Here is a 12,769-nt window from a genome sequence, read left to right as displayed (position 1 = left end):
AAGTATGAATATGGGTCGTTTCTCCAAAATGACACTTCCTCTCTAATCAAATTAAAGGAAATTAAAGTTAATCCCTAACCTATTCTTCGCTTCAAATGAACATTCCTTGTCCCGAATATAAAACCACCATTCAAAAGGTTGCGCCACGAAAGCCTTCGTGCTATCATAATTCTTGCCATGCGCCCGTAGCTCAGCAGGATAGAGCAACAGTTTCCTAAACTGTAGGCCGGATGTTCGAATCATCTCGGGCGCGTATACTTTCAAAAAATCAAAGAAAACGCCAGGTAACGGTTATTAGCCGCTGACCTGGCGTTTAATATTTCAGAATTACACTGCCTATAAATTGGCTCTATTGTTCTGGGCAATGATTGCCGATCTCCGCTCTTTGTCTTATTTTGCAAACATCCAGTCATAGCCTTGCTGCAATCGATGTTCTATAATAAACGATAGATTTATTAGTCTTCATTCCAGTCCAAGAACCTATTCCGAAAGGAGCTCCCACTTCGATGACAAGCATCAAAGCTTCATCCTCCTATCGCATTCCGCTCTTCTGTATCGTCACACTGCTGTTCTGGATGTCGATGTATACGAGCGTTCCCATTATGGCGCCTTACGTAGAGTTCCTTGGCGGGAACCACCAGTTAGCCGGATGGATTGTCGGCATGTACGGGATCTCCCAAATGCTGCTGCGAATTCCCGTAGGTATCATGTCAGACAGGTTCCATAAGAGAAGGCTATTTATTACCTTTGGCCTGCTATTCACGGCTATAACAGGTTTAGGTCTATGGATCACTCATGACTTCACATGGATCCTTATTCTCCGAGCACTGGCAGGAGCAGCCGCGGCAACCTGGGTTGATTTTACCGTATTATTTACGAGTTACTATAAGCATGAAGAGTCAACTAAAGCGATCGGAACGATCTCCTTCTTCAATTCACTTGGGCAGGTTTTCGGTATTCTCGGCGCAGGATGGGCGGCTGATTCCTTCGGCTGGGAGGCCGTTTTCATTTTGGGAGCTGTGCTTGGCTTGCTGGGGATGATTGGATCCCTTTTCCTAGTAGAAAAAGTTGAGCTCGATGCGCCTAAAATTACGATGCGCGGTATCGGTGACGTTGCGACGGACCGTACGCTGCTATTCGTTTCCTTGCTCGCTATCTTGTCGCAAGTCCTCATATTCGCAACTGTTTTCGGATTTACGCCTGTTTATGCAACTCAGCTTGGAGCTGATAAATTCTCCTTATCGATGCTTTCGTTATTTGCCAACGTACCGGTAGCGCTAGCTTCCTTATTTGGCGGGCGGCGATGGGCTGTCCGGTACGGGGAGAAGCGCATGGTTGTGTGGGGCTTTATTCTTATGGGGATATTTACATTTACGATTCCTTTTACGCATCACCTTTGGGTGCTGATGGTTACTCAGGCTTTTGCCGGCTTTGGTCGCGGTCTTTCTTTTACCTTACTGATGGGGATGAGTATTAAACATATGCCTGCGGATAAACGGGCGACGGCAATGGGGTTTTTCCAAGCTATTTATGGACTGGGCATGTTCGTTGGACCCGTTCTAATGGGTATAATCGGCGATTGGTTCTCTCTGAATCAGGGATTTATTGTGCTGGGTGTACTTGGCGTTTTGAGCGCACTTCTATCTCAAAGGTTCGTACAAAGTACGCCTTCTAAGCATCAAGCCAAACCTAGCAGTTCTACTGCAGCTCTTTAAAAGGGGGAACGGATCTTGAAGATTCGTTCTTTTTCTTTTTGAAAGCGTGCAGGGGTACCGGTGGTGACCTTCGTCTATTCATGCGGAGAGGAGGAGAAGCATATTCAGGAACAAGCACTCGTAAAGCGCATATTGAATGGCGATGAGGCAGCATTCCGTGAGCTTGTAACAACATATCGTCACTATTTGTTCCAAACGATCTTTGCCATTGTACGCCATGCTAAGGATGCAGAAGATTTATCACAGGATGTTTGGACCCGGATCTATTTCTCCCTCCCTCAGTATCAAATGAAGGGTCTGAAAACCTGGATGACTCGCATCGCGGTGAACCGGGCTATCGATTTCAAACGATCGGCCAGCAGGCGTAGGGAAGAAATAACGGCTGAGATGGAGGAACCCCTCCAATCCTCTGGCACTCATCCATATTCTGAGCATGGCGTTGAACATGAAGTGATGTTAAATGAGACGACTGAGCTCGTGCGTAAGAAGCTTCATCAAATCCCTGCCAACTATCATGAAGTATTAACGGCCTACTATATTCATCATCAGTCGTATCAGGATATTGCCAATGCTCATGGGGTAACTGTCAAAACGGTAGAATCCAAGCTATATAGAGCCAAGCAGTGGCTTCGTAACCATTGGAAGGAGGAGGAATTCTTGTGAACCATTATAATGAACAAGCGTGGAAGCAATATGTGGAAGAGCGTCTATCACCCGATACTTTAAGTGAGATGGAGCTTCATCTGTATCAGTGTGTTGAATGCTTGACGATGTATATGACATGTTTGGAACAAATGGAAGCTATACTTCCGATCATGGAAAAAGATACGCAAGGGTATGTAGATGCCATCATTGCCCGTACGACAGGAACTAAGCGCTCTTGGTACCACTCAACCATGCTGCATTACGGTATTGCGGCAGCGGCTACACTTATCCTGGTGGCTACCGGCTTCTTTCACGGAATTTCGCAGGAGTTGGACTCTGTAGGTACATTTAAACCTACTAACTCTATAAACACCTCTTCCTCCCTGCAAACAGATAAACCGATCTCGGACCAATTGTTAAATAAAACACTGACGTGGCTAGACACGTTACAAAATAAATAAACACAAGGAGGTTACACCCTTAATGCCTAATAAAAGCAGCCTAGTCGCTTTCCTGCTGTCCTTTCTACCTGGAGTAGGCCATCTATATATGAACCGCTTATTACGCGGGCTCCTATACGGTGGTGGGTTCTTTGGATCGTTATTCCTTATCTTCGTGGGAGTCGCTTTTTTGCATGCCCCGGATGACTTCCTGATTTTTATTGCCTTGCTGGCGGCCTTGACATGGGTTGTGAATATGTTGGATATGATTATCTTCCTGCTGCGCTCACAGCCCTATCGCTTGCCTAGCTCTTTCGGGTCTGAGCAGCATGGCCAGCATGAGCAACCTTCCTGGGACACCAACCCCTATTCCACTCGAATGGCTGGTCAACAAGAAAAAACAAAAATTATGCTGCTCTCCTTCATCCCTGGACTCGGACATTATCAGCTTGGGTTGATGCATAGAGGTCTTACGGCGATGGTCTCCTTCTTTGGAGTCGCGATATTAGTATTCTTCGTCACCATCATGACGCATAACGAAGGCTTTGTTGCTTTTCTGTTGGCCTTGCCAGTACTGTGGTTTTATACGATGTTTGACGCACTTAAACAACATGGGAATAAACAAGCGGGGTTAGAGCTTATAGATCGCAGTATTTTCGAAGACTTCCACTTTGGAGATGACTATGGACGCAAAAACCGGACATTGGCAACAATTATCGCCATTTTTCCAGGTGCGGCTCACTTGTACCTCTCTATGACGAAACGCGGCGTCCAGCTCATGGCGATCTTCCTTTTCTCCATTTATATATTGGATGTACTCCGATTGTCTCTGTTTTTATTTTTGATCCCGATTCTCTGGTTTTTTAGCTTTTTTGATGCTTTGCAGAGCATTACGAAGTACGAAAATGGTACCCTAATTGATAAACCCATCATTGAGAATTGGACGGCTTATCAACGACCCATTGGCATGGTTTTGATCTTACTTGGCAGCTACTATGTCTTAAAAGATGTTGTTGTCCAATTTATGTATCAAATTCTACCTAGCGCAAGTAATTACATGTATTTAATTACGAATTTCAGCCAAACCCTCATAGTAGCACTATTGCTGATCGGCGGCGGCATACGTTTGTTAATGACCCGTAAACAACACGTTTCAACGTTTTCGACGTTTACTGATGATACTCATTCGGCGTCGCAGCAATCGAATCCAATGCCGCAACACTATCTAGAAATTGACGAAAAAAAGAACCCCTAAGGGTTCTTTTTTGTCGGTGTTGATGATTTCTTTAAAACGTGTTACTCGTAAACCTTAGGAAAATCTGCTTATAAAACACGGTACGTGTCTTTGGCACATCCCCTCCAGCCTGATTATAACAGGTAGAAAAGTCCTCTATGCAACGGTTGTTTCCCTTTCGCTAAACGCTCCAACGGAACCACACCTCTCTGCTCACCGACAAGATATAGTATGTCCGGCTCCTCGGTTTTTAAACATTTTGTAAAGATTATTTTTCGCGTTATTTAGTTTTCATGACCGCGGCCTTCTCCATGGGAAGCTCTAGAGTGATTCTGATTCTTCACTTTCTTGGAGCCTGATAATGGATCTGGACTATTATTGCGATCACTATTCTTTACTGAACCGTTTGCTACCAGATTATCCCCTGCAGAATAAGATTTCGGTTTAGACATTTAGTGGTCTCCCCTATTCTTGTCATGGTTTAATGCATCTTGATGTCTATGATCATTGACTTGCTGCTGCACTTGCTGAGCCTGATGGCTATTAACAGGACTAGCTTCAAAATCTTTAGCTACATTCTGCAAATTTTTATCAACTGCTCTTTGCTTAGTCATTATGATATCCCCCTCCGCCCTTAGGCGTGTGTTACTTTCTGCAAGGCTTGTGCGCATTCATGGATATGGCGAATGTAATCATCCACCAGATTCTGCACAATTTCGCTGGTCTCATCAATGTGTGTAGTGCCCTGCTGCACATCAGTCAGTTCAACCTTAACCTCTCTGTCGTCCACGTAGGTGACTTTAAAATCGATTGTATAGCCCGTATGCCCAGCCGCCATAATATGAACCCACAATGCCTGAGGATCGGCCTCATCGGCCCATACACGCGCCTGATCGGTTTGATGCAGCGTTGTCGGGAGTACCGTCATCCACTCATTTACCAATTCAGCTTGATCAATCGTTAGCTTGTCAGCTTTGCTCATAGGTAACACCTCCACATGTATAAAATGCGGAGGCTACCCGTCTTTTATCCATGTAAAAAAACAACAAAAAAAGCCACACGATTCGTAAAGAATCGCATGACTTCTTGGTTGGGGTATTACCATGGTTACGGAGAGGGTGGGATTCGAACCCACGGAGACCTTGCGACCTCGGCGGTTTTCAAGACCGCTGCCTTAAACCACTCGACCACCTCTCCACGATAGGTGTCTCCAGTTAAGGAGACAACCTTGTGCAGTGACAAAAAGCATTGTAGCACAGATCTTATAGGAGAATCAAGTGCTATTTTTTTGTAATCACTTTAACATTGTTCATGTAAGGAATGAGAACCTCAGGAACCTGAATCGAACCGTCAGCTTGCTGGTAATTTTCGAGAATCGCAGCCACTGTACGACCAAGCGCAAGACCTGATCCATTCAACGTATGTACAAATTCCGGCTTCGCCTTCGCATCTCTGCGGAAGCGAATGTTCGCTCTGCGAGCTTGGAAGTCTTCGAAGTTACTGCAGCTAGAGATTTCACGGTAAGCGCCGCTGTTAGGTAGCCATACTTCCAGATCGTACGTCTTAGCCGAAGTAAAGCCGATATCCCCTGTGCAGAGTGACAACACACGGTAAGGCAGCTTCAGCAGCTGTAGAACGCGCTCAGCATGCCCTGTAAGCTTCTCCAGCTCATCGTAGGAGTCTTCGGGCTTAACTAGCTTAACAAGCTCAATTTTGTTGAATTGGTGCTGTCTGATTAAGCCGCGTGTATCTCTACCTGCAGATCCAGCTTCTGAACGGAAGCATGCACTGAATGCAACGAAATTAACAGGAAGCTGCTCATTCGTGAGAATATCTTCCCGATGATAATTCGTTACCGGTACTTCTGCTGTCGGAATAAGGAAATAATCCGAATTCTCCAGTTTAAAAACATCTTCCTCAAACTTTGGAAGCTGCCCCGTTCCCGTCAAACTCTCACGGTTAACGATATAAGGAGGAAGCATTTCTTCATAACCATGCTCATCGCTGTGCAGGTCCATCATGAAGTTAATCAATGCACGCTCCAGCCTTGCGCCAAGCCCTTTATAGAAAACGAAACGCGAGCCCGTCACCTTCGCCGCAGCTTCGAAATCCAATATGCCCAGCTCTTGCGCTACTTCCCAGTGCGGCTTCACGTCATAATCGAACTGTGGGATCTCGCCTACCCGACGCAGTTCCACATTCTCTTCTTCTGTACGGCCCACAGGCACGCTTGAATGGGGCATATTCGGGATGGAAAGCAAGATGTGCTGTAAGGACTCATCCAGTAAGCGAATCTCGTCATCGAGCTCTTTAATGCGGTCTCCGACGACTTTCATTTCTTGGATCAGTTCATCCGCATTCTCGCCGGATCTTTTACGTCCAGCTACCTCTTGGGATACCGTATTTCGACGGTTTTTGAGCTGCTCGGTTTCTTGTAAGAGCTCTCTGCGCTTCAAATCTAATTCCGTGAAGCCGTTCAACTCTTCAATTTGTTTACCGCGGTTTTGCATTGCAGCTTGTACAGCTGCCAAATCACTTCGAAGTAACTTTACATCAAACAAGGAGATTCCTCCGTTAGCGCAAAATGGTTAGAATATGGAAGCAAGCACCTTTACCGGCTATAATCCGGTGATATCAAGGTGCTTGTACCATCAATTATGCTTGTGTTTGCTTTACCATGTCTAAGAAATAGCTGTGCAGACGAAAGTCGTCTGTCAGCTCTGGGTGGAATGACGCTGCAAGGAGATGCCCTTGCTGCGCTGCAACGATCTGGCCGTCATACGTAGCCAGTACCTCTACCCCTGGTCCCACCTTCTCGATGAGTGGGGCCCGAATAAATACCGCGCGAACGTTCTCGTCGATGCCTTTGATCGGCAAGTCCGTCTCAAAGCTTTCGCGCTGACGACCGAACGCGTTGCGAGCCACCGTGATATCCATCAGCTCAAGGTGAGCTTCCGGCTGTCCGGTAATCTCTTTCGCGATGACAATCAACCCCGCGCAGGTGCCGAATATCGGCTTGCCCGCGGCGGAAAAATCCTTCAGCGCATCAATGAAACCATAGGTGCGCATTAACTTGCCGATTGTCGTACTCTCTCCACCGGGTAGAATAATCCCATCAAGATCAGCTAGCTGCTCAGTTCGTTTGACAACGACGCCTTCGGCGCCAGCCTTCTCGATCCCACGAATATGTTCTGCTACCGCGCCTTGCAGCGCGAGAACTCCGATCTTCGTCATTACCAGCCGCGCTCCTGCATACGCTCGGAAGCTTGCAGCTTGGAAATTTCGATTCCCTTCATAGGGGCACCCAGGTTTTTGGAGATTTCTGCAATCAATTTATAGTCAGTGTAGTGAGTTACGGCTTCAACAATCGCTTTCGCGAATTTTTCTGGGTTGTCGGATTTGAAAATACCAGATCCAACAAATACACCGTCAGAACCAAGGTGCATCATAAGCGCTGCGTCTGCAGGTGTGGAAACACCACCAGCTGCGAAGTTAACAACCGGCAATTTACCTGTTTCGTGAACTTGTAGAAGCAACTCATAAGGAGCGCCAAGTGTTTTCGCTTCAAACATCAATTCATCCTTGGACATCCCTTGGATTTTACGAATTTGCCCTTGAATTGTACGCATATGACGAACAGCTTCTACGATATTACCAGTTCCTGGCTCACCTTTGGTACGAAGCATGGAAGCACCTTCACCGATACGACGCAAAGCTTCACCAAGATCGCGGCAACCACATACGAATGGAACCGTGAAATCACGTTTGTTGATGTGGAATACTTCATCTGCAGGTGTAAGTACTTCACTCTCATCGATATAGTCAACGCCTAGGGATTCAAGAATTTTCGCTTCAACGAAGTGTCCGATTCTTGCTTTCGCCATAACTGGAATGGATACTACTCTCATCACATCTTCAACAATTGAAGGATCAGCCATACGGGATACGCCGCCAGCTGCACGAATGTCAGCGGGTACGCGCTCAAGCGCCATAATTGCGGACGCGCCAGCTGCTTCTGCGATTTTAGCTTGCTCGGCGTTCATAACGTCCATGATGACGCCGCCTTTTTGCATTTCGGCCATACCAGTTTTAACGCGGGAAGTTCCTGTTTCCATTCTTTATTTCCTCCTATAGCTTGTATGCCAATTTCATGCAGTTTCCTACACGATTCGATAGTAAATCTTCTAAACAATTATTTTACATGAAGGAGGGTTAATATACAACCCATTTTCTGGTCTAGGAACCGCCTTTAATCCCTTTAAACATATCGCTGAAGAAGTTTTTGAAGGAGCGGAACAAGAGACGAATCCAGCTGCCTTTTTGTACATCATCATTGGCAATTAGATCAACCGTTTTTTCTTGCCCATTGTAGCTTACCTTCACTTTGCCGAGCGTATCGCCCTTCGTAATTGGCGCTACAAGCTTGCTCTCTTCAAGCGGCTCTGCCGTGATTTTAAAGTCTGTATCTTTCGCACCTTTTCGAGTCACGAACGTCAGACCCGTTTTTGTTACGAGAGGCACTTGCGTTTGAACACCTTTCTTAATGTTTACGATTTTCAAAGATTCTATTTCTTGCTTTGCATTAAGGTAAGGTTTAATTTCGAAATTATTAAATCCATAGTCGAGCAGCTTTCTCGTTTCATTGAAACGCTCCGGTTCTGTTTTGGTACCCATGACAACGGTGATAATACGCATTCCGTTTCGTTCAGCAGTACCTGTAAAACAGTACCCTGCATCATCGGTAGAGCCTGTTTTCAAACCGTCCAGTCCTGGATAAGCATACTTTTTCAAATTGGTGTTGCTCTGATTTCCTTCTAACATCCAGTTCCAATTGATCATTGGTGTTTTATCCGTAGCTCTTAATTTTAAAGAAGGGATTTTCGTGAATTCAAGAATTTCTTTATGATCTTTAAGGATATTATAGGCCAGTATGCCGGCATCTCGCGCAGTCATTTTGGTCTCACCTTCAATAGATGCCGGCGGATTTTTGAGATCGGCACGTGATAGTCCAGTTGCGCTAATGAAATGAGCTTTGTCCGACATACCAAGTTGTTTGGCTTTTTCATTCATCATTTTCGCAAAATTCTCTTCCGTACCTCCGAGTAATTCAGCAAAAGCCACGGAAGCATCATTCGCGGAATAGATCGACATCGCATTAAACATATCTTTGAAAGTCAGTGTTTCATTTTCAGCGATCAGTTGTCCAGACCCAATTACGTCCGCAGCATTTTTAGTTGCAGTCACTGGCGAATCCCATTTGAATTTACCTTCTTTAATACTCTCCATTGCCAGGTACTCGGTCATCATTTTGGCCATACTGGCTGGCGGGAAAGCTTCATCCGCATTTAGTTCATAGAGCACAGCACCTGTGCTTGCTTCCATAATAATCGCAGATTTAGCTGCTGGTTTAGGTTCATTGAGTGCTGGCGCTGGCGCCGTTGGGGCTGTTGAGGCTGCTGGTGCAGTTGTGGCTGCTGGTGCTTTGGTATCCGCGGCATATGTTGGTTGTATATGTAAAAGTAAGGATTGAGCAATTAAACTAACACCTAACACCAAAGCAACCTTTTTCTTTGTAAAACTTAAAAATCTCACAATTTCACTCTCCTAATGATGTAATAATACGTTATATTGTACCACACCCCATTAGACAAAAAAAAGAAGACGTAGGTTCATTTCCCGCGCCTCCAATTTCATCCATATTGTGACAATTATAACGAGTAATTAGGTGCTTCTTTGGTAATTTGAATATCATGCGGATGACTTTCTTTTAAACCTGCACCCGTAATTCGAATAAACTGGGTATCATTAATAAGTTCTTGAATATTACGGGCACCACAGTAGCCCATACCTGAGCGAAGACCACCCACGAGTTGGTACACCGTATCCGCCATTGGCCCTTTGTAGGCTACACGACCCTCGATACCCTCAGGAACAAGCTTGCTCTCGTTCTCTTGGAAATAACGGTCCTTGCTGCCTTCCTTCATCGCTCCTAAAGAGCCCATACCCCGGTACACCTTGAATTTACGCCCTTGGAAAATTTCAGACTCACCAGGACTCTCATCCGTTCCAGCAAAAAGACTACCGATCATAACCGCACTGGCGCCGGCCGCGATCGCTTTAACAACATCACCAGAGTATTTGATACCGCCATCTGCGATAATAGGGACTCCAAACTCTGCTGCAGCTTGCGCACAATCATAGATAGCTGTAATTTGAGGAACACCAATCCCTGCAATTACCCTTGTTGTACAAATGGATCCAGGACCAATTCCTACCTTCACCATGGATGCTCCAGCCTTTATGAGGTCACGTGTACCGTCACCTGTGGCTACATTTCCTGCGATGATAGGCAGCTCTGGATACTGTGCTCTAAGCTTTTTCACAGTTTCTGCAATATTAATGTGATGACCATGCGCAGAATCTACGACAATCACGTCGATGCCTGCTTTAACGAGAGCTGCAGCTCTCTCCAGAACGTCCTTAGCAACACCTACAGCTGCGCCTACGAGTAAGCGACCCTGTGCATCCTTAGCGGAGTTAGGGAACTGAATGGCCTTCTCAATATCCTTAATCGTAATTAAACCTTTAAGCTCAAAATTCTCATCAACCAAAGGCAGTTTCTCAATTTTATGCTTTTGAAGAATGCCTTCCGCTTGCTGAAGCGTAGTTCCCACAGGAGCTGTAACCAGATCTTCTTGAGTCATTACTTCTTTGATTTTGATGGAATAATCATGTACAAAGCGCAAGTCGCGATTCGTTAAAATCCCCACCAGCTTGTTCGCTTCATTCACAATCGGTACACCAGATATGCGGTATTTCGCCATCAACTCTTCCGCGTCATAAACATGATGTTCCGGTGTTAGTGAGAAAGGATTCGTGATAACGCCACTCTCTGATCTCTTAACACGGTCAACATGCTCAGCTTGAAGCTCGATGGTCATATTCTTATGGATAATCCCGATACCACCTTCTCGTGCCATGGCAATTGCAAGCGCAGATTCCGTAACAGTATCCATAGCTGAACTAATGAACGGGATATTTAATTTCACATGAGGCGCAAGTACAGTTGAAACGTCGATCTCCTTACCGAACACTTCTGACTTTCTCGGCACCAACAATACATCATCAAACGTTAAGCCTTCCTTACCAAACTTGTCTTCCCTCACAACACGTATTCCTCCTTAGAGCTCTCTATGTAAGAAAGCTTTGTTCGAATGAATCTTCTCATTCGTTTTGTTTATGATTGCAATCTTAACAAAAGCCTATTTTTCGTGTCAAGGAAAAGGACAAGTCTACCGGATAACCTTCTGTCCGAATAAGTCAATTCCGTTAACGATACGAATACGTGCTGCTCGAGTTCCACAACAAAAATTGTTCCACACCTTGCTCCTTAGCCGCTTTAATTTGCTCCTTAACATCTATAGTCCCATATTTCTTATGGGGCTTCACCCAAGTGGCTGTAAAATCCTGATACCACGGTCTAATTTCCGCAATATGGCTATCTGATTTCACTAATAGCTGATTCTTCCCATTAGCATCGCTAATCGCTTTACGAATAACCGCATAGGGTTGTAAATCAGGATTCTTAATCCCATATACACCGCTAGTGTAATGAGAGGGATACAACATAGGTGAAATATAATGAACCTGCTTACTAATCATCGCCCAATCCTGTCCAATGCCCATATCATTATCAGACGAAGTTGTTAATCCAAAGACATCCGCAGATAAATAAGCTTGTCCACCAATTTGTTCTTTGGCTTTCTTGAGGAAATTCTCGATTACCTGCGCTTTTGTCCATTTATTGGGGTTATCAAATTTGACCTCCTGATCCACTTTCTTACCATTCTCAGGAAATCTCACATAATCAAATTGGATTTCATCAAAACCTAATAATGCTGCCTCTTTAGCAATTTGAATGTTATAATCCCACACTTTTTCCTTATAGGGGTCTACCCAAGCTGTTCCTTTATTATCCTTCCACACGTTACCAGCTTGAGTCACCATCGCATAATTACTTTTTTTCATGCTTAAATAAGGATCTTTAAAAACAACGACTCGCGCAATCGTATATATGTGCTTCTCCTTTAACCTTAAAAGCATGGCTTTCAGATCACGAATAATAACATGGCTATTAGCCCCTATCTCATTCACCAAAGGAACCGCCGACGGATATGTAACTTGTCCCGAATCGCTCTTAACATCGATAACCATCGCATTCAGATCGGTTTGATCCACAAGGTCAATCAGCTGCTCAAATTTATTACCTACCGCTGACCAGGCAGATACATAAATCCCTTTTACAATCTGCTTAGCGGGCTTTTGAGGCGTGTTTTTGACCTCATCTGATGACAAATGATTCGCTTCTTTAATTGAGATAGGCAATGTCTTCCCTAAATTGTTTAAAGCGCCTAGCGGATCAGTAGCATCCTTGATCGAGTCCATCTTCGCTGAGCAACCACTTGCCATCTGTATTACAAAGAAACCAATAATCAAAACACGCAAACTTCTCCTGTAGATCGATGCACCCATACCAATCCCTCCTCATAGGGCTAGTATGGTTTAATATGTCGTATTGTACTGATGTAAAAAAAGAGTCTTTCTGGAATTTCTTCCAAAAAGACTCTTTATAAGTGCTTGGCAACGTTCTACTCTCCCAGAACCCTGCGGTTCAAGTACCATCGACGCTGGAGGGCTTAACGGTCGTGTTCGAGATGGGAACGCGTGGGTCCCCT

At 45.0% G+C, this 12,769-nt stretch carries 13 protein-coding genes, 2 tRNA genes and 1 rRNA gene; 5 read left to right on the top strand and 11 right to left on the bottom strand.

The window, feature by feature from the left end; all coding sequences use genetic code 11:
- Positions 1 to 179: 179 nt before the first annotated feature.
- The 5 genes from ASD40_RS13060 to ASD40_RS13040 all read left to right on the top strand — a co-directional run bounded on the left by ASD40_RS13060 (position 180) and on the right by ASD40_RS13040 (position 4,055).
- Positions 180 to 253: transfer RNA gene (locus ASD40_RS13060), tRNA-Arg, on the top strand.
- A 253-nt stretch (positions 254 to 506) separates the two neighbouring features.
- The gene (locus ASD40_RS13055) at positions 507 to 1,715 is read left to right on the top strand and encodes an MFS transporter (RefSeq protein ID WP_057303711.1); all 1,209 of its coding nucleotides are present in this window, start codon (positions 507 to 509) and stop codon (positions 1,713 to 1,715) included.
- 63 nt (positions 1,716 to 1,778) lie between these two features.
- Positions 1,779 to 2,378 (top strand): RNA polymerase sigma factor, encoded by a 600-nt coding sequence (locus tag ASD40_RS13050; RefSeq protein WP_235549245.1) that lies wholly within the window; start codon positions 1,779 to 1,781, stop codon positions 2,376 to 2,378.
- Positions 2,375 to 2,821 carry a hypothetical protein gene (locus ASD40_RS13045; RefSeq protein ID WP_057303710.1) on the top strand — a complete coding sequence of 149 codons (447 nt, stop codon included), beginning with the start codon at positions 2,375 to 2,377 and terminating at the stop codon, positions 2,819 to 2,821. Before ASD40_RS13050 ends, ASD40_RS13045 begins: the two co-directional genes overlap by 4 nt.
- A 22-nt stretch (positions 2,822 to 2,843) precedes the next feature.
- On the top strand, positions 2,844 to 4,055 hold the full coding sequence (locus ASD40_RS13040) for a hypothetical protein (protein WP_057303709.1): 1,212 nt from the start codon (positions 2,844 to 2,846) through the stop codon (positions 4,053 to 4,055).
- Positions 4,056 to 4,318: 263 nt separating this feature from the next.
- On the opposite strand, the gene ASD40_RS36355 is transcribed toward ASD40_RS13040, so the two are convergent.
- The 11 genes from ASD40_RS36355 to rrf all read right to left on the bottom strand — a co-directional run.
- The gene (locus ASD40_RS36355) at positions 4,319 to 4,486 is read right to left on the bottom strand and encodes a small acid-soluble spore protein P (RefSeq protein WP_082562210.1); all 168 of its coding nucleotides are present in this window, start codon (positions 4,484 to 4,486) and stop codon (positions 4,319 to 4,321) included.
- The gene (locus tag ASD40_RS38195; RefSeq protein WP_164484184.1) at positions 4,487 to 4,648 is read right to left on the bottom strand and encodes a hypothetical protein; all 162 of its coding nucleotides are present in this window, start codon (positions 4,646 to 4,648) and stop codon (positions 4,487 to 4,489) included. It lies immediately after the preceding gene.
- Positions 4,649 to 4,668: 20 nt separating this feature from the next.
- Positions 4,669 to 5,016: a hypothetical protein gene (locus ASD40_RS13035; RefSeq protein WP_057303708.1), complete on the bottom strand. Its 348-nt coding sequence runs from the start codon at positions 5,014 to 5,016 to the stop codon at positions 4,669 to 4,671.
- A gap of 128 nt (positions 5,017 to 5,144) precedes the next feature.
- A tRNA-Ser gene (locus ASD40_RS13030) sits at positions 5,145 to 5,231 on the bottom strand.
- An 83-nt stretch (positions 5,232 to 5,314) separates the two neighbouring features.
- Positions 5,315 to 6,595, bottom strand: coding sequence for a serine--tRNA ligase (gene serS / locus ASD40_RS13025; protein ID WP_057303707.1), 1,281 nt, complete (start codon positions 6,593 to 6,595; stop codon positions 5,315 to 5,317).
- 94 nt (positions 6,596 to 6,689) lie between these two features.
- On the bottom strand, positions 6,690 to 7,268 hold the full coding sequence (gene pdxT, locus ASD40_RS13020; protein WP_057303706.1) for a pyridoxal 5'-phosphate synthase glutaminase subunit PdxT: 579 nt from the start codon (positions 7,266 to 7,268) through the stop codon (positions 6,690 to 6,692).
- Positions 7,268 to 8,149, bottom strand: a complete 882-nt coding sequence (gene pdxS, locus ASD40_RS13015; protein ID WP_029195693.1) for a pyridoxal 5'-phosphate synthase lyase subunit PdxS — start codon at positions 8,147 to 8,149, stop codon at positions 7,268 to 7,270. The genes pdxT and pdxS overlap by 1 nt, the downstream gene beginning before the upstream one ends.
- Before the next feature lie 121 nt (positions 8,150 to 8,270).
- Positions 8,271 to 9,626, bottom strand: a complete 1,356-nt coding sequence (locus tag ASD40_RS13010; protein WP_057303705.1) for a D-alanyl-D-alanine carboxypeptidase family protein — start codon at positions 9,624 to 9,626, stop codon at positions 8,271 to 8,273.
- A gap of 116 nt (positions 9,627 to 9,742) precedes the next feature.
- A complete protein-coding gene (guaB, locus tag ASD40_RS13005; protein WP_057303704.1) occupies positions 9,743 to 11,200 on the bottom strand; it encodes an IMP dehydrogenase in 1,458 nt (485 codons plus the stop codon).
- Positions 11,201 to 11,363: 163 nt separating this feature from the next.
- Positions 11,364 to 12,566: a putative glycoside hydrolase gene (locus ASD40_RS13000; protein WP_235549244.1), complete on the bottom strand. Its 1,203-nt coding sequence runs from the start codon at positions 12,564 to 12,566 to the stop codon at positions 11,364 to 11,366.
- A 103-nt stretch (positions 12,567 to 12,669) separates the two neighbouring features.
- Positions 12,670 to 12,769 (bottom strand): 5S ribosomal RNA (gene rrf / locus ASD40_RS12995); the annotation flags it as partial.

Origin of the sequence: Paenibacillus sp. Root444D2, assembly GCF_001426375.1 — a bacterium.
GTDB lineage: Bacteria > Bacillota > Bacilli > Paenibacillales > NBRC-103111 > Paenibacillus_E.
Note: the sequence above shows the minus strand (reverse complement) of the source record. Positions and strands in the feature narration are given on the sequence as shown.